This is a genomic window from Stenotrophomonas sp. STK16_22, assembly GCF_051984505.1.
Taxonomy (GTDB): Bacteria; Pseudomonadota; Gammaproteobacteria; order Xanthomonadales; family Xanthomonadaceae; genus Stenotrophomonas; species Stenotrophomonas maltophilia_A.
Window position 1 is genome coordinate 3741167 of the sequence record NZ_CP196972.1, and the last position, 17860, is coordinate 3759026.

A 17860-nucleotide genomic window follows, 5' to 3' on the forward strand; every position below is an offset into this window, starting at 1 on the left:
TCCCGTCGGCTGGAGGGGACCGGTCGATTCTCCCTGATCGAAGGCCGCTGCGGTAGCGCTGTGTTGTAGAGCCGAGCCCATGCTCGGCGTGGTGATGACGGCGGCTGAGCACGGCCTCGGCTCTACCGCGGCCGGCCCGCGTGTTCAGGGCAGCTGCGTGCGCACCCGGGCGAAGCGGCGCAGGTCGTGCAGCACCCCGCGCTTGTAGACCGCGCAGCGGTCCACGCCTTCTTCCTGGAAGCCGTTCTTTTCCAGCACCCGGGCCGAGCCGAGGTTGAAGTCGACCACCCCGGCCTGCAGCCTGAACAGGCGCAGCTCGTCCATCACCCAGGGTGCGAACAGGCCGACCACCCGGGTCATCAGCCCCTGGCCCCAGTAGGCCCGGCCCAGCCAGTAGCCCAGTTCCGCCATGTGCCCGCGCTCAGCACTGCCCTGCTGGGCCCCGACGCTGCCGCAGGCCTGGCCGTCGATCTCGATGGCCAGGTTCAGGGTGCCAGGGGCCAGCACGCGACCGGCGAGAAAGGCCTCGCCATCCTCGCGCGTGTACGGGTACGGGAAACGATCACGCAGGCCCCGCGATACCTCGGCGTCGTTGGCATGGCGCAGCAGCGATTCCAGATCATCCGGGCGCCAGGGGCGCAGTTGGAAGCCGTCGCCTCGCAGCACGGTGGTCGGATCAGGCATGCCCACCCACCGACGGCGACTCCGCCTCCTGCTTCTCCAGCTCGCGCTTCACCGCTTCCGGCGAGCGCGTGTACGGCGCCAGCCGCGCGTAGAACGCCGGCACCACGAACAGCGACAGGAACGTCGAGAGGGTCACACCGAAGATGATCACGATGCCGATGGTGCCACGGCTGGCCGAACCGGGGCCACCGGCCACCACCAGCGGAATCGCGCCGACCACGGTGGCGATCGAGGTCATCAGGATCGGGCGCAGGCGCACCATCGCCGATTCGATGATCGCCTCGCGCACGGTTCTTCCGTCGTCACGCAGCTGGTTGGCGAATTCAACAATGAGGATGCCGTTCTTCGCGGCCAGGCCGACCAGCATGACGATGCCGATCTGGCTGAACAGGTTCACGGTACCGCCACTCACCCACAACCCGACCAGCGCGCCGAGCACGCCCAGCGGCACGGTCAGCATGATGGTGAGCGGGTGGATGAAGCTCTCGAACTGCGCGGCCAGCACCAGGTAGACCACCAGCAGCGCCATGGCGAAGGTCAGCAGCACCGCGCCACCGGCACTCTGGTATTCGCGCGATTCGCCCTTCCAGTTCACCTGTGCGTACTGCGGCAGCTCCTCGCGCGTGACCTGCTGCGCCCAGGCAATGGCCTCACCCAGCGGATAGCCCGGCGCCAGGCCCGCGTTGATGGTGATCGAGCGCAGGCGGTTGAAGCGGTTCAGGGTGCCGGCCTCGGCCACCTCACTCAGCGTGACCAGGTTGGACAGCGGCACCAGTTCGCCGGACGTCGCGCGCACGCGGATGGCGGCCAGGTCGGCCGGGCTGGCACGGCCATCGCGACCGGCCTGCACCAGCACGTCGTACTCTTCGCCGTTGTCGACGAAGGTGGTGACGCGGCGCGAGCCCATCATGGTTTCCAGTGCCGAACCGATCGCGGTGACCGGCACGCCGAGGTCGGCCGCACGCTGGCGGTCGATGTTGACCCGCATCTGCGGCCGCGTTTCCTTGTAATCCGAGTCCGGGCCGACCAGGCCGGGGTTGTCGGCCATGCGCAGCAGGATACGGTCGCGCCACTGCGCGATCTCGGCATATTCCGGGCCGCCCAGCACGATCTGGAACGGCTGCCCGCCGCTGCGCACCAGGCCACCGCCCACCTGCGTACGCACGCGCACGCCGCGGATGGTGTCCAGTTCCTTCTGCAGTTCGTTGGCCACTTCCGGCGTGCCTTCGCTGCGCTGGCGCCACGGCTGCAGGAAGATGCTGACGCGGCCGGTGTGCATTTCCTCGCTGGCACCCCAACCACCGGGCACGCGTGGATTGGCGCGCACGATCGGTTTGTCCGGGCCAACATGCGGTGCCAGCATTGATTCCACCTGCTGCACCTGCTGCACGGTGTAGTCGTAGCCGGCGCCTTCCGGGCCGTCGATCATGATCTGGAACGAACCGCGGTCTTCGGCCGGCGCCAGTTCCGACGGCAGCAGCTTGAGCAGGCCCCAGCTGGCGGCCAGTGCGGCCACCATCACCAGCAGGTAGATCCAGGTGCGGTCCACGTGGTGGTCGAGCACCCGCCCATAGGCCCCGGCCAGGCGTTCCAGGTTGCGGTTGATGAAGCCATGCAGGCCACGCGGTGCCTGCCCGGTATGCGGCTTGAGCAATTTGGAGGCCATCATCGGCGTCAGCGTCAGCGCCACAAAGGCGGACAACGCCACCGCCGCCGCCAGCGCCACTGCCAGTTCGCGGAACAGGCGCCCGGTATTGCCTTCCAGGAACCCGACCGGCAGGAACACCGCTACCAGCACCGCGGTGGTGGCGATCACCGCGAAGGCGACCTGCGCAGTACCGCGCTTGGACGCCACCAGCGGGGGTTCGCCCAGGTCGATGCGGCGCTGCACGTTCTCCACCACCACGATCGCATCGTCCACCACCAGGCCGATGCACAGCACCAGCGCAAGCAGGGTCAGCAGGTTGATCGAGAAGTCGAACGCATACAGCGCGATGAATGCCGCGACCAGGCAGACCGGCACCGTCACCGCCGGAATCAGCGCAGCGCGGAAGCTGCCGAGGAACAGCCAGATCACTGCCAGCACCAGGATCATCGCCTCCACCAGCGTGGCGTAGACGCGGTCCACCGCGGCTTCGATGAAGGTGGTGTTGTCGAAGGCAACGAAGATCTGCGTGCCCTTGGGCAGGGTCAGCGCGACCCGTTCGGCTTCAGCGCGCGCAGTACGCGCCACGTCCAGCGAGTTGGCGGTGGAGGTCTTGACGATGCCCAGGCCGATGCCCGGCTCGCCGTTGCTGCGGTAGTACGCGCGGCGCTCGGCCGAGGCCAGCTCGATCTTCGCCACATCGCCCATGCGCACCACGTAACCGTCACGACCCTTGCCCAGCGGGATGGTCGCGAAGTCTTCGGGCTTGATGTAGTTGCGCTCCACGCGCAGGGTGAAATCGCGGTCGGTCGACTCGATGCGGCCGGCCGGCAGTTCCACGTTCTCGTTGCGCAGCGCGGTTTCCACGTCGCCGGTGGTCAGCCCGCGCGCCGCCAGCTGGTCGCGGTCCAGCCAGATCCGCATCGCATAGCGCTGGCGGCCGCCGATGCGGACCTGGGCCACGCCATCGAGGCTGGAGAAACGATCAACCACGTAGCGGTCGGCGTAGTCGCTCAGCTCCAGCGTGTCCATGGTCGAGGAGACCATGTTGAACCAGATGATCGGGTCGGCATCGCTCTCGACCTTGGCGATCTCCGGCGGACGCGCTTCCTCCGGCATGCGGTCGGCGACGCGGCTGACCGCATCGCGCACATCGTTGGCCGCCGCTTCGATATCGCGGTTGGAGGTGAATTCGATGCTGACCTGCGAGCGGCCGTTGGTGCTGCGCGCGTTGATCGTATCGATGCCTTCGATGCCGGCCAGCGCATCTTCCAGCACCTGGGTAATGCGGCTTTCGATGACCGCGGCCGAAGCGCCGGTGTAATCCACCGATACCGAAACGATCGGCGGATCGATGGCGGGCAGTTCGCGCAGGGTCAGGCGGGTGAAGGACATCACGCCCAGCACCAGCAGCAACAGGCTCATCACCACGGCGAACACCGGCCGCTGGATGGAGATGTCGGACAGCTTCATCCGCCGTGGCCCTCGGCCGCGACCGGCGCCGGTGCATCAGCCGGCTTGGCACCCGTGGCCGGTGCCGCGTCCTTGGCTGCGACCTTCAGGCCCGGGCGCAGCTTGCCGGTGCCATCGACCACGATGCGCTGGCCCGCTTCCAGGCCCTGCCTGATCTCGACCACGCCGGCACGGCGCGCGCCGGTGACCACATCCACGCGCTCGACGCTGTCGTCGGCGGTGATGCAGTACACGAAGGTATCGCGACCGACCTGCACCACGGCGATTTCCGGAATCACCAGCGCCGGGCGCTCGGGGTGGAACAGGCGCACGTCCAGCAGCATGCCCGGGCGCAGGGCATGGTCGCCGTTGGCGAAGTCGGCCCGTACGGTCACCGCACGGGTGGCCGGATCGATGCGTGCGTCGATGGTGCTGACCACCCCCTCGAAGGTACGGCCTGGCCACGCCACGCTGGTGGCACTGACCTTGTCACCGACGCCGAGCGCGGCCAGTTCCACTTCCGGCACCTGGAAATCGATGTGCATGTGTTCGATGTCGTCGAGCGTGGCGATCACCGTGGTCGGCGTCAGCAACGTGCCCGGGCTGACCTGGCGGATGCCGAGCACACCGGCGAACGGTGCACGCACGCGGCGGTCACCGATGTCCGACTGCATCTGCGCCACACGCGCCTCGGCGGCATCGCGGATCGATTTCTGCGTATCCAGCGTGGCGCTGGACACCAGCCGCTGCGTGGCCAGCTCGCGCTGGCGCCTGTACAGCTGGTCGGCCTCATGGAAGGTGGCCTGCGCCTGCACCAGCGCGGCCTCCTGGGCCTGCCCGCGCAGGGTCACGATCGGCGCACCAGCGGCAACATGCTGGCCGCTTTCGAAGTGCACCTTCTCGACGATCTCGCTGACCTTGGCGGTGACGCTGATCGATTCGCGCGCCTTGGCCGTACCCAGTGCCTGCAGCGTGTCATTCCACTGCGTGGACTGCACGACCTGCGCGGTGACCGGCACCGCTTCTCCCTGCCGACGGGCGGCGGCCTCCTGTTTGCCCGCGCACCCGGCCAGCACGGCCAGGCTGAGGCCAAGGGCCAGGGTCGAAGCGATGCGAGCCAACATGAACGGTCCTGAGTGATCCACGGCCGCCGAGTGTAGGCAAGCGCCCACAGAAGCGATATGTGCCAAGCGTTTACTGGCGTGGAACCGGCGTCGCGATAGCGCCGTGAACCCGTTCCGTGCAAGGCTGACCGCAGCGGTGTCGGCATGTGTCGAGGTGTATCCAGCCGTGCACCGCAGGCGTTGCCATCGTAGAGTCGAAGCTGCCCGGCAGAGGGCGTCGGGCGGGGGCGGATCCTGGCGGGGATCCGGCCCCGGTTTTTTTTACACCCGGCGGATCAGTACCGGTAGTTCACCTTCATCCACAGGCTGCGGCCCGGCTCGTTGATGCGCACCGGGTCAGCCGGAAAACCGAAGTCGGCGCTGCCGGCCAGATTCAGGTGCTCGCTGTAGGCACGGTCGAACAGGTTGTCGACGCCCGCGCTGAGCTGCAGCTGCGAACTGAAGCGGTAAGCAGCGTTGAGCGCGAAGGTGGCGAAGCCGGCACTCGGCCCCAGGTCCTGCGCGACCACATTGCCTTGGCCATTTGCGACACGATGCTGGTGGGTCACCGCGCGCAGCAGCGCACCGGCACTCCAGCGCTGGCCTTCCCAGTTCGCGCTCAGGCGTGCTTCCAGTGGTGGCATCTGCGGCAGCGGGCGATGCTGGTCGCGGTTCTCGCCCCAGGCATAGGCCAGCGTGCCGCCCAGCTTCCACTGCTCGGCCACGCTCACTTCCAGGCCCGCCTCGGCACCGGCAATGCGGGCATCGACGTTGCGGGCCTGGCTCATGCCCATCATGCCGCTGCCGTGGTAGGTGAACAGGATGTAGTCCTGGATCTGCCCGGCGTACGCCGACACCCACGCCTGCACACGGGGCCCCTTGTATTGCATGCCCACATCAAGCTGGGTGGTGCGCTCGGGCTGCACGCCGGTGAACGCGTTCACTGCACCGGCCGGGCCGTGGTTGGGCGAGAACAGCTCCCAGTAGTCGGGCATGCGTTCACTGTGGCCGAGGCCGGCGTACCAGGTCAGGCCATCGGCCAGGTCCTGCTCGTAGCGCAGGAAGCCGCTGCCAAGCCATTCCTTGCGCTGCAGGCCAGCGGTCGGGTTCGGCCGGCTGCCCATCATCCCGCGCACCGACTGCCGCTCATCGCGGACGCTGGCGCGGTCGATGCGCAGGCCGCTGATCCAGCGCTGCTCGGTGCCGGCGCCGAGGGTCAACTCGGTGAACACGCCATAGCGGCGGAAGTTGGCATCGGTTTCCCAGGCGGCCTGGCGGTAGGTGTCGCGGCCCATGCCCATGCGCCCACGATGGCGGCTGTCTTCGCCATCCACACCCGCCACCAGCTGCACATCCTGCCAGCGCCACTCGGAACTGACCCGGCCGCCCTGGGTACGGCGGTCCACGTTCGACGCCATCGGCATCGGCATCATGCTGTTCGGGTTCGGCGTGCGCAGCGTGTAGTTGTCCATCACATGGTCGGCGTTGTTGTAGTACACGTTGGCCTGCAGCGTGTCCCATGCCCCCGGCAGGTTGCGCTTCTCGAAACGCGCCGCGTAGCTGGTGCGTTCGAACGCGGCACCGTCCATGCCACGGCCCGCGTAACGCGCGATCGCATCACCGGCACCGGCGGAAATTTCCAGCAGCGTGTCGGCATCCGGCGTCCAGCCGATGGCTACGTCACCGTTCCACTTGCGCCACTTCGACGGCACCACGTCACCGTGGCCGTCCTTGTAGTCATCGGCTTCGGAACGGTTGCCGCTGGCGCGTACGTAGCCTGTCGGGTTACCCAAGGTCAGGTCCAGCACCTGGTCGTTGCGGTTGCGCGAACCGACCAGCGCACTGGCATCGGCACGCAGGCCCGGCTCCTCGAAGCGCGGCGTATCGCGCTCGAAACGCACGGTGCCGGCCGACGCGCCCGCCCCCCAGCGCACGCTCTGCGGGCCCTTGATGATGGTCAGCCGGTCGAAGCTTTCCGGCGCGATGTAGGACAGCGGATTGTCCATGCGCGACGGGCAGGCACCGATCAGGTTGCCATCGTTGCTGAGGATGTTCAGGCGCGAACCGAACATGCCGCGCAGCACCGGGTCGCCGTTGGTGCCGCCGTTGCGGATGGCGGAGAAGCCGGGGACGGTCTTCAGGTAATCGGCACCGTCGCTGGCCGGCACCGGCTGCCGCGGCAGGCGCGGGTCGGTCACCCAGTGCAGCGGGGACGACGGTGCGGCGGCGGTGACCACCATCGTGTCGAGGGTACGTGCCTCTTCGGCAGGCGCAGCGTGGGCCAGTGACGCGGCCACGGCCAGGCCAAGGGCAACCGGCAGGCGCGCGCAGGCGCCCGCGGGGCGGGAAGTCATTTTCATCGGAACAGCTCCAAAGTACGCACGCGCGCACGGCGCCGGGTCAGGCGTCGTGCGGCAGATTCGATAGGGATATCAGCGGACGAAGGAGAAGCGCGGTGGCCCGCGCGCGGCATGCGCCGGCCAACGCAGTGCCGGCAGCACCTGTTGCGACCACGGGAACACCAGGCGCGGCCGCCACAGCAGCGGCAACAGCAGCACCAGCACCGCCAGCCACGGCAGCAGGCGCATGGCCAGCACGCAGTATTCGCAGGCTTCGCCGTGCACGGCGTGGGGGTCGGGCGGGCGGCTGGGCGCGGCCGGCGCGACGCCGTGCTGATCGTGCCCGGCCATGGCCATGTCGTGCATGTCATGGCCCATGGCGGCGTGGTCCATGCCTGCCATCGCGGCATGCTCCATCGGCTGCGCCTGCAGCGCGCGGCTGACCAGTGGCGCAAGCACCATCAACAGCGTCGCCAGGACGGCGAGCTGGAGCAGGAGGCGCTGCGGGCGGGACAGGCGGGTCACCCCGCTAGTTTAGAGCCGGGTCCAGGGTTGCCCGTGCGACGAACCGTCGCAGGAGGGGTTTTTCGGCAGGGCTGCGCCCTGCACCCGCAGAGGCCACGTCCACGTCAAGAGCCGAAGCAACATCAAAAGCTGGCTTCCTGTGGGTAGGCGGGGTGGGTCCGGTTGCGGGGGCCGCTGCAAGTACGTCCATGTAAGCTCGGTCGCCGCATCCATGCGGCTCACGTCCCCGCAACCGGACCCACCCCGCCTTCGACAGATTTCTGCGATCTGCAGTAGATCCACGCCATGCGTGGATGAATCTCCATCGGAATCGAACATTTCGAACTGGAATCGAAAAGCATCCACGCATGGCGTGGATCTACCGTGTCGACCAAGGTCGACACCTACCAACAGCCGCCGGAATCTGTCAGAGGTGGGGCGGTGTCGGAGTGCGGGGTGTCAGCCGCATGGATGCGGCTGCCAAGCTTACAGGGACGTACTTGCAGCGTCCCCGCACTCCGACACCGCCCCGCCAACCCACGGAATGCCGCTTCTGCTGTTGCTGTTGCCTTTGTCCACAGCAGGTGCAGGGCTGCAAGCCCTGCTCGACCAACCCCTCACACCGTGATGGTCTGGGTCAGTGACTCCCACGTCGGTGGCACCGGCCACGCCGCCGCCTGGTTGCCATCCAGCACCCTGCGCAGATCACGCGGATCGATCTGCGGTGCCAGCACGTGCACCAGCTCCAGCGCGTAATCACGCAGCACGCGATCGCGAGGCAGCACCGCCCAGGCAATGCACTCAGTGATCGGCTCCGGGGCCGGCCACGACCTCAGGTCTTCGTCGTTGGAACTGACCGCCATCTCCGCCAGCAGGCCCACGCCCAGACCGGTACGCACGTAGGTCTTGATCAGGTCGGCATCCAGCGCGGTCAGCGCCAGATCCGGCACCAGGCCGTTCGCAGCGAAGGCGCGCTGCAACGAGGAATTCGGCCGGGTCGAGGATTCGTAGCTGATCAATGGCTGGCGGGCCAGCGCGGCCAGGTCTGGGGCGCGGCCGACGCGGTCCAGCGGGTGGCCCTTCGGTACCACCACCAGACGTCGCCAGCGGAACAGCGGCACCGCGATGCCGTCGGTGGGCTCACCGCCAGCGGTGCTGATGATCGCAATGTCGGCATCACCCTGGTTCAAGCGGTCCAGCGCGTCGGCTTCGCCGGCCTGCTGCAGGTGCACGCTCACCTGGGGATAGGCCTGCTTGATCGCTGCCACCGCCGGCGGCAGCACGAAGCGCGCCTGGGTGTGGGTGGTGGTCAGGATCAGCTGGCCCTGGCTCTCGCGGCGCTGGTTGGCCGCGTAGGTGCGGATGTTGTTGGCCTCGGCCAGCACCGCACGAGCGCGGGCGATGACCTCGGTGCCGGCCGGGGTGACCGACTCCAGGCTGCGGCCCTTGCGCACGAACAACAGGAAACCCAGCTCGTCCTCCAGCTGCTTGAGCTGCTTGGACAGGCCGGGCTGGGTGGCGTGCACGCGCGAGGCGGCCAGCGTGATGTTCAGCTCGGCGTCGGCGATGGCAACCAGGTAGCGCAGCTGGGTCAGCGTCATGGGAGGCAGGCGGCGTGGGGCGGAGGTCCACTCTAGGGTCAATTGCCGTCACCAGCTTATAACCAAAGGTTGTTTAAGAAAGGTATCTGGTCATTTCCGGGCGTCATATGCCGGCGCTACGGTCAGCCGGCAGCCGCTGGCCTGAACAGCCAGCCCTCCCCCTTCGCCCGCCGAAGCCCGGCGCGGCCCCGTTTCCGGAGCGCTTCCATGGCCCTGTACGACTCCATCCTCGATACCGTCGGCAACACCCCCATCGTCAGGCTGCAGCGCCTGGCGCCCGCGCAGGTCAGCGTCTACGCCAAGGTCGAGTCGTTCAACCCGGGCGGTTCGGTGAAGGACCGTCTGGCGCTGGCGATCATCCTCGACGCCGAGGCACGCGGCCTGCTCAAGCCGGGCGACACCATTGTCGAAGCCACTTCAGGCAACACTGGCGTGGCACTGGCGATGGTCGCCGCCGCGCGCGGCTACAAGTTCGTGGCCACCATGGTCGAGACCTTCTCGGTGGAGCGCCGCAAGCTGATGCGCGCCTATGGTGCCAAGGTGATCCTGACCCCGGCCGCCGAGCGCGGCAGCGGCATGGTGCGCAAGGCGGCCGAACTGGCCGAGCAGCACGGCTGGTTCCTGGCCAGCCAGTTCGCCAACCCGGCCAACCCGGCCTACCACCGCAACACCACCGCCGCCGAGATCCTGCGCGACTTCGCCGGCAAGCGGCTGGACTACTTCGTCAGCGGCTGGGGCACGGGCGGCACGCTTACCGGCGTGGGCGAAGTGCTGAAGGTCGCGCGCCCGCAGACCCGTATCATCGCCACCGAACCGGCCGGCGCCGCGCTGCTGAAGGGCGATGACTGGAAGCCGCACAAGATCCAGGGCTGGACCCCGGACTTCGTGCCGGACGTGCTCAACCGCGATGTGGTGGACGAACTGGTCTCGGTCGAAGATGACCGCGCGATCGCCACCGCGCGCCGCCTGGCTGCGGAGGAAGGCATCTTCGTCGGCATCTCCGCCGGCGCCACCGTGGCCAGCGCGCTGGACGTGGCCGCCCGCGCTGAACCGGGCTCGGTGATCCTGGCAATGCTGCCCGATACCGGCGAGCGCTATTTCTCCACACCGCTGTTCGCCGATGTGAATGAGGGTTCCGACGACGACTGGCTGGCCGGCCTGCCGTGATGCATCGGGTCGGATCCCTTTCCTGCAGGGAAAGGGCTCTGACCCGGTTTGCCAGAACCATGGATCGCAGGGGTCAGAGCCTTTTCCGTGCGGGAAAAAGCTCTGAGCCCTTTCTGCTTCAGCCTGCGTGAAGGCGTCGCCCGCCATCGTGCGTGAAGGCCGTCGGATCGCAGCGCGTGAGACGGTCATGACGCAGTATCGATGCCCTGTCCCCTACCGTGGGAACAGCCGGCGCAGATGCTGCGCGGAACACCTCACAGGCAGGAGACGGACGCATGAAGATCGAAGTTTGGCAGGGCGATATCACGACCCTGGCGGTGGATGCGATCGTCAACGCGGCCAATGAAACACTGCTCGGCGGCGGCGGCGTCGACGGCGCGATCCATCGCGCGGCCGGGCCGGCATTGCTGGCCGAGTGCGAGCAGTTGCCGGAACTGCGTCCGGGCGTGCGTTGCCCGACCGGCGAAGTGCGCGCCACCGACGCTTACGCATTGCCTGCGCGGCATGTACTGCACACGGTGGGCCCGGTCTGGCACGACGGCCAGCGCGACGAACCGGCATTGCTGGCCAACTGCTACTGGAAATCGCTGCAGTTGGCCGAGTCGCTGGGCGTGAAGTCGATCGCCTTCCCGGCGATCAGCTGCGGTGTGTATGGCTATCCGCTGTACCAGGCCGCGCAGATCGCAGTGACGGAAACACTGGCGTGGCAGCGCAGCCATGCACAGCCGATGCGCATCGTGCTGGTGGCGTTCAACACTGCTACGGCGAAGGCCTACCAGCAGGCATTGAGCGCCGCGGGACAAAGCACGGACAACGAACCGCGCGGATCGATGCTGCCGCCTCTGGGCGATGCGGGCTTCGCCGCTGCGCACTGAACCGCAGCGCTTCCGGTAAAAGGAAAGGCCGGGCATTGCCCGGCCTTTCCCGTTGCGGCCTTGAGGTCATCCACGCTACGTGTGGATCACCTCAACGGCTGGCTGCTTCCACCGCAGCAGCGGCGTCATCGGCCACGGCAGCAGCTGCATCGGCAGCGGCGCGTGCGGCCGAGGCGGCAGCACCGTCGGCGCTGGCACCTTCGACCTGCACGCGCACTTCCACCAGGCCCGCACCGTTGTTCAGGCTGGACACGTCGACGGTGTAGTGACCTGCCGGCAGCGTCTCTTCCAGGCGTGCATTGGTGCCATTGCCACCGTCGTCGTCGGTCAGCTCGACGTCGCCGCCGACCACGCGCAGCACGGTATCGACCTGGCTGGAAATCGCGTCCAGGCGCACGTCGGCCGGACGATCCAGGGTCAGCAGGAAGCGGCGGCGGCCTTCGTTGTCGAGCATGGTGTACGCGCTGCCCGACTTCGGCAGTGCCGTGCCATCGCGATCCACCAGGTTGCCTGGCAGTTCAATGCGGGTGGCCGACAGGGTGAACATGCCATTGACGCCGTCGCCGAGGCCGCGTGCAGTCAGGGTGTACTTGCCCGGCTTCAGCGAGAGGTTCAGGCGCGAGTTGGTGCTGTCGCCGCCGTCATCGTTCTCGGCATCCACGCCCTGGCCGGACAGCTTCAGCACCGGATCGAAGACATCCGAGACCAGGCGGATCTCGTACAGGCCCGCCTTCTCCACCTGCAGGGTGTAGTCCTGCGAGTTGCTGGCCAGCATATCGACGATCTCACCACTGCCCACCAGCGGCTTGCCGTCGTACGGCTTCAGCTTCTCGGCGCGCAGGCGGTACGGACCAAAGGCACTCGGACCGTTGGCGTTGACCGCCACCTGGTAGGTGCCGCCACCGTTGGCACGGAAGGCCAGCGAGACATCGCCTTCGCGTTCGTAACCGGTATTGCTGGTGGACACCAGGCTGCCGTTGTTGAACACGGCGATCGAACCGGTCAGTGCGCCGGTGAGCTTCAGGCCGACCAGTTCCCTGTCTTCCAGCTTGATCTGGTACAGCTGGTGATGGCTGCCGTCGTTGAAGTTGATGCCGCTGCGCGAGGTGATCTCGCCGGACACCGGCTTGTCGAAATCGAGCGACGCGGCCTTGCCTGCGTCACCACCGCCACCGATGCGGTTGCAACCGCCGGCGATCAGGACCGTGGCGACGGCCAGTGTGATTGCTGCCAAACGCATGTTTTTTCTCCTTGGCCTTCCATGTATGTCCCGCACACCGGCCCGGTGCGTGGGGGCGGAAAAGATACCCGCAAAAGCAAACGCCGGCGTGATGCCGGCGTTGCCCTGTTCATCCTGCGATGGGACGGATCAACCGTTCCACTTGCCCAGCGCGGCCAGGCCGTTGTCCTTGGCGCGCTCGTACACGGTCTTCTGGGCGGCAGCGTAGTTGCCCTTCATGTCCTTGGCCCACAGCTTCAGCGCGGCCTGCTGCATGGCGCGGCCGTAGGAGAAGCTCAGCGGCCACGGCAGGTTGCCCAGCTGGTTCATCGCGTTCAGATGCTCGGTGGACTGCTCGTCGCTCTGGCCACCGGACAGGAACACCACGCCCGGCAGGATGGCCGGCACGGTGCTCTTCAGGCACATCACGGTCGACTCGGCCACTTCCTCGACGTCGGCCTGCTCATCGCAGCCCTTGCCGGAGATGACCATCGAGGCCTTCAGGATGGTGCCTTCCAGCAGCACGTTCTGCTGGTACAGGGCATCGAACAGCGAACGCAGGGTGGCTTCGGTGACTTCGTAGCAGGTCTCGATGTCGTGGTCGCCGTCCATGATCACTTCCGGCTCGACCATCGGCACCAGGCCGCATTCCTGGCACAGGGCGGCATAGCGGGCCAGCGCGTGGGCGTTGGACTCGATGCAGGTGCCCGACGGAATGCTTTCGCCGATGTTGATCACCGCACGCCACTTGGCGAAGCGCGCACCCAGCTTGTAATACTCCTGCAGGCGCTCGCGCAGGCCGTCCAGGCCTTCGGTCACCAGCTCGCCCGGGCAGCCGGCCAGCGGGTGCGCACCCTTGTCCACCTTGATGCCCGGAATCATGCCGTGGTCGGCCATGTACTTGGCGAACGGCACGCCGTCCTTGGTCGACTGACGGATGGTTTCGTCAAACAGGATGGCGCCGGAAATGTGCTCGTTGAGCTTCGGCGTGGTCAGCAGCAGTTCGCGGTAGGCACGACGGTTCTCCTCGGTGTTCTCGATACCGACGCCTGCGAAACGCTTGGCGATGGTAGCGGTGGATTCGTCGATCGCGATGATGCCCTTGCCCGGGGCAACCATGGCCTGGGCGGTTTCAGCCAGCTGTTCGATGCTCATGTACTTCCTGTGGCGGGTGCGGGAAAAACGTAAGTATAGCCCCGCCGCCCGTTGCACCGACGTGCAGGGCAGTCTGGAAACGATTCCAATGTCCGCACCGGACAGACGATGTCCTGTTGCGCCGGGTCACGACCCCTTCAGGGATCTGACCCCGGGTCGGACCCGCGCAGCGGCTCCGACCCAGGGCCGCCTGGGTTTACAGATCGCCCAGGCCGCTGGCGCGGCCGTCTTCGCCCACTTCCAGCAGGCGCAGGGTGTTGGTCGCGCCCAGGGTTTCCATGTGCTCACCGCTGGTGAACACGACGCGGTCACCGGCCTGCAGCAGTTCGGCTTCCACCAGCAGGCGGATGCTGCCGCGTGCGGCTTCACGCGGGGTCAGGCCACGGCTGTCGAAGTTGATCGGGTAGACATCGCGCATCAGCGCCATCTGGCGGCGTGCACCGTCGTGGCGGGTGACCGCGAACACCGGCGCCTTGGCGCGGAAACGCGACAGGTAGCGGGCGGTGCCACCGGATTCGGTCATCGCCACGATCGCGCGCACGCCCACGTGCTGCGACAGGAACATGGTGGCCATGGCAATGGCCTGGTCGGCACGTTCCAGGTTGCGCGGCGAGGCGTTGAAGTCGGTCTCGGTCTGGAACTGGCGCTCTGCACCCAGGCAGATGCGCGCCATCGCTTCCACCGCCTTGACCGGCCAGGCACCGGCAGCGGTCTCGGCCGACAGCATCACCGCGTCCGTGCCATCGATGACCGAGTTGGCCACGTCCAGCACTTCGGCACGGGTCGGGATCGGGCTTTCGACCATCGACTGCAGCATCTGCGTGGCGGTGATCACCACCTTGTTCTGCGCCAGCGAGGCCTTGATGATCTTCTTCTGCAGGCCCGGCAGTTCGGCATCGCCGATTTCCACGCCGAGGTCGCCACGGGCCACCATCACCACGTCGCTGGCCTCGACGATCTCTTCCAGGTTCTCGATGGCCTCGGTGCGCTCGATCTTCGACACCAGCGCGGCATCGCAGCCGTGCGAGCGGGCGATCTCACGCGCGTCGTTCATGTCCTGCGCATTGCGGCAGAACGACACGGCGATGAAGTCGACACCGATCTTGGCGACGATGCCGATCAGTTCCTTGTCGCGCTCGGTCAGCGCGCCCAGCGACAAGCCACCGCCCTGCTTGTTCAGGCCCTTGCGGTCGGAAAGCACACCGTCGTTCAGTACGGTGTTGATGATGCGTTCGCCCTGCACTTCCACCACCTGCAGCTGCATCAGGCCGTCGTCGAGCAGCAGCACATCGCCCGGACCCACGTCCTGCGGCAGGCCGAGGTAGCTCACGCCCACCTGGGTGGCGTCACCCGGGCCGGCGCTGGTGCTGGCGATCAGGTCGAAGCGGTTGCCCGCCTTCAGCTGTACCTTGCCTTCGGCGAAGCGCTCGATGCGGATCTTCGGGCCCGGCAGGTCGGCCAGGATGCCGACTTCCACGCCCACGCGGGCCGCGGCAGCGCGCACTTCGGCAGCACGCTTGGCCTGGCCGGAGGGATCGCCATGGCTGAAGTTCAGGCGCACCACGTTGACGCCGGCGCGGAACAGATCCTCCAGCACGCCCGGCGGATCAGTGGCCGGACCGAGGGTGGCAAGGATCTTGGTGCGACGCTGACGCTCGAACATGGTGGATGGGCCTCTCCCGATAAAGAACGGAAATTAGCACATCCTTCACGCCGCATGTATACGGTTACAGCCTTGTGCTGCCTGACTTCGCGGGTCATGGAACGGACATCACCCGGACATACGCTGGCGCAGGGAGTTCTGCAGAGCCGAGCATGGGCTCGGCTCTGCAGGGGACTAGGCCAGCAGCGTTTCCAGCTGCGCCGGCTCACGGGCCAGCTGCCCGGCACCGGCTTCGGTGAGTTCGGCCTCACCGCCAAAGCCCCACAACACACCGACGCTGCGCAGGCCATGGTGACGCGCGCCTTCAATGTCCATGCGGCGGTCGCCGATCATCCAGCACTGCGCGGGCTGCACCTGCAGCCGACGCAGCGCCTCACCGACCAGTTCCGGCTTGTGGCTGCGCGAGCCATCCAGGGTCGAGCCGACGATCTCCTCGAACAGCCCACCGAACGGCAGGTGGGCAAGGATGCGGCGCGCGTGCGGCTCATTCTTGGCAGTGACCACCGCCAGGCGATGGCCACGACCATGCAGCGTGCGAAGGGTGTCTTCCACCTGCGGGTACACCGTGTGCTCGCGCCAGCCCTCGACGTCGAAGCGCTCACGGTAGTAGCCCACCGCCTGTTCCACCCGCGCCGGTTCACCGAACAGCGGCGCGAAGGTGGTGCGCAGCGACGGACCGATCCAGCCCAGCAGGGTCTCCTGCGGTGGCACCGGATGGTCCATCTTCTGCAGCGCATAGGCGATGCAGGCGGTGATACCCACCTGCGAATCGATCAGCGTGCCGTCCAGGTCGAAGAACAGGACATCCTTGCTGCGATCGGCACTCATGCGCCGCGCGCGTCGAGTGCGGCCACCGCCGGCAGGGTCTTGCCTTCCAGGAATTCCAGGAACGCACCGCCACCGGTGGAGATGTAGCTGACCTGCTGGGCGATATCGAACTTGTCGACCGCGGCCAGGGTGTCGCCGCCACCGGCGATGGAGAACGCCGGCGAACTGGCGATGGCACGGGCCAGCGCTTCGGTGCCCTTGCTGAAGGCCTCGAATTCGAACACACCGACCGGACCGTTCCAGACCACGGTACCGGCCTTCCCGATCAGTTGCGCGTACTGCGCCGCGGTCTGCGGGCCGATGTCCAGGATCAGGTCGTCTTCGGCAACGGCGTCGACCGCCTTCACTTCGGCAAGCGCGTCCGGCATGAACTGCTTGGCGGTGACCACGTCCACCGGCAGCGGGATATCGGCGCCACGCGCCTTGGCATCGGCCACGATCTTCTTCGCGGTGTCCAGCAGGTCCGGCTCGTACAGCGACTTGCCGACGTTGTAGCCGGCGGCAGCGATGAAGGTGTTGGCGATGCCACCACCGACGATCAGCTGATCGACTTTGCCGACCAGGTTGGCCAGCAGTTCCAGCTTGGTGCTGACCTTGCTGCCGGCGACGATGGCCAGCAGCGGCTTGGCCGGTGCATCCAGCGCCTGCGCCAGCGCGTCCAGTTCGGCCATCAGCAGCGGGCCACCGGCAGCGACCGGGGCGAAGCGGATGACGCCATGGGTCGAGGCCTGCGCGCGGTGTGCGGTACCGAAGGCATCCATCACGAACACATCGCACAGGGCGGCGTACTTCTTCGACAGGGCTTCATCGTCCTTGCCCTCGCCGAGGTTCATGCGGCAGTTTTCCAGCAGCACCAGCTGGCCCGGCTGCACGTCGACACCGTCGACCCAGTCGCGCACCAGCGGAACCTCGCGACCGAGCAGCTCGGACAGGCGCTGGGCCACCGGCGCCAGCGAATCGGCTTCGCTCCACACGCCTTCCTTCGGGCGCCCCAGGTGCGAGGTGACCATCACCGCCGCACCCTGCTCCAGCGCGCGCTTGAGCGTCGGCAGCGAAGCGGTGATGCGCTGTTCGGAGGTGATGCGGCCATTCTCGATCGGCACGTTCAGATCCTGGCGGATCAGCACGCGCTTGCCGGAGAGGTCGAGGTCGGTCATGCGGACGATGGACATGGGCAACTCTTTGGCTCAGGGACGGGATGCCGGGCTGCGGCAGACGGCCATTGTATCGGGTGCGGGTGGTGGGGGGTCGATGCCTGCGGCAGGCAGAGGCGCACAGCAACTGCAACAGCTACGGCAACGGCCAAAGCGCTGGCGCTTCGTGATGCTGGGGCTGGGCCGGGGTGGTGAGGGCTGGCAGGGGACGCCGTGAATCCGTCCCTGGAGGCTTAGCCGCGCCATCCATGGCGCGGATACCCCTGCCAGCCCACACCACCCGGCCTCGAAAGGTTCATGAGGCGGAGCGGATGGCAAAGGCACAAGCAGTGTGTGGTGTCGGATGAAGAACGAAGAGGTCAGATCCGTTTTCCTGCGGAAAACGGATCTGACCCCGATGGCCGTCGAGCGAAGCGACCCGCTTCCGCTCTTGCTTTTCTTTTTCCTCTTCCGTGGGTGGACGCACACGGA

13 protein-coding genes are annotated in these 17860 nt (G+C 67.2%); 2 read left to right on the forward strand and 11 right to left on the reverse strand.

Translation table 11 applies throughout. The features are described from left to right. Nucleotides 1-144: 144 nt before the first annotated feature. From ACSYAO_RS17405 to ACSYAO_RS17430, 6 genes are all read right to left on the reverse strand, one after another. The gene (locus ACSYAO_RS17405) at nt 145-684 is read right to left on the reverse strand and encodes a GNAT family N-acetyltransferase (RefSeq protein WP_049399968.1); all 540 of its coding nucleotides are present in this window, start codon (nt 682-684) and stop codon (nt 145-147) included. Continuing rightward, entirely contained in the window at nt 677-3802 is a 3126-nt protein-coding gene (locus tag ACSYAO_RS17410; RefSeq protein WP_049425136.1) for an efflux RND transporter permease subunit, read from the reverse strand. Before ACSYAO_RS17410 ends, ACSYAO_RS17405 begins: the two co-directional genes overlap by 8 nt. Then, the gene (locus tag ACSYAO_RS17415) at nt 3799-4905 is read right to left on the reverse strand and encodes an efflux RND transporter periplasmic adaptor subunit (RefSeq protein WP_440566006.1); all 1107 of its coding nucleotides are present in this window, start codon (nt 4903-4905) and stop codon (nt 3799-3801) included. The genes ACSYAO_RS17410 and ACSYAO_RS17415 overlap by 4 nt, the downstream gene beginning before the upstream one ends. Nucleotides 4906-5180: 275 nt before the next feature. Beyond that, nucleotides 5181-7244, reverse strand: a complete 2064-nt coding sequence (locus tag ACSYAO_RS17420) for a TonB-dependent copper receptor (protein WP_049461868.1) — start codon at nt 7242-7244, stop codon at nt 5181-5183. A gap of 72 nt (nt 7245-7316) precedes the next feature. Continuing rightward, nucleotides 7317-7748 (reverse strand): DUF2946 domain-containing protein, encoded by a 432-nt coding sequence (locus ACSYAO_RS17425; protein WP_049461867.1) that lies wholly within the window; start codon nt 7746-7748, stop codon nt 7317-7319. A gap of 596 nt (nt 7749-8344) precedes the next feature. Then, nucleotides 8345-9328: a LysR family transcriptional regulator gene (locus ACSYAO_RS17430; protein WP_149908735.1), complete on the reverse strand. Its 984-nt coding sequence runs from the start codon at nt 9326-9328 to the stop codon at nt 8345-8347. A gap of 207 nt (nt 9329-9535) precedes the next feature. On the opposite strand from ACSYAO_RS17430, the gene cysK reads away from it, so the two are divergent. Together cysK and ACSYAO_RS17440 are read left to right on the forward strand one after the other, a co-directional pair. Then, a complete protein-coding gene (gene cysK / locus ACSYAO_RS17435) occupies nt 9536-10495 on the forward strand; it encodes a cysteine synthase A (protein WP_032127874.1) in 960 nt (319 codons plus the stop codon). A gap of 275 nt (nt 10496-10770) precedes the next feature. Then, nucleotides 10771-11370 carry an O-acetyl-ADP-ribose deacetylase gene (locus ACSYAO_RS17440; RefSeq protein WP_032127873.1) on the forward strand — a complete coding sequence of 200 codons (600 nt, stop codon included), beginning with the start codon at nt 10771-10773 and terminating at the stop codon, nt 11368-11370. Between the two features lie 91 nt (nt 11371-11461). Here ACSYAO_RS17440 and ACSYAO_RS17445 read toward each other — a convergent pair whose 3' ends face one another. The 5 genes from ACSYAO_RS17445 to ACSYAO_RS17465 form a co-directional block, all read right to left on the reverse strand. Continuing rightward, the gene (locus tag ACSYAO_RS17445) at nt 11462-12610 is read right to left on the reverse strand and encodes a hypothetical protein (RefSeq protein WP_049400593.1); all 1149 of its coding nucleotides are present in this window, start codon (nt 12608-12610) and stop codon (nt 11462-11464) included. Between the two features lie 129 nt (nt 12611-12739). Then, nucleotides 12740-13744 carry a class I fructose-bisphosphate aldolase gene (locus ACSYAO_RS17450; RefSeq protein WP_010481439.1) on the reverse strand — a complete coding sequence of 335 codons (1005 nt, stop codon included), beginning with the start codon at nt 13742-13744 and terminating at the stop codon, nt 12740-12742. Between the two features lie 196 nt (nt 13745-13940). Then, nucleotides 13941-15407 carry a pyruvate kinase gene (gene pyk, locus ACSYAO_RS17455; RefSeq protein ID WP_032127871.1) on the reverse strand — a complete coding sequence of 489 codons (1467 nt, stop codon included), beginning with the start codon at nt 15405-15407 and terminating at the stop codon, nt 13941-13943. Between the two features lie 174 nt (nt 15408-15581). Beyond that, a complete protein-coding gene (locus tag ACSYAO_RS17460) occupies nt 15582-16235 on the reverse strand; it encodes an HAD hydrolase-like protein (RefSeq protein ID WP_049463104.1) in 654 nt (217 codons plus the stop codon). Beyond that, nucleotides 16232-17407 (reverse strand): phosphoglycerate kinase, encoded by a 1176-nt coding sequence (locus ACSYAO_RS17465; protein WP_049463105.1) that lies wholly within the window; start codon nt 17405-17407, stop codon nt 16232-16234. The genes ACSYAO_RS17460 and ACSYAO_RS17465 overlap by 4 nt, the downstream gene beginning before the upstream one ends. Nucleotides 17408-17860 lie beyond the last annotated feature (453 nt).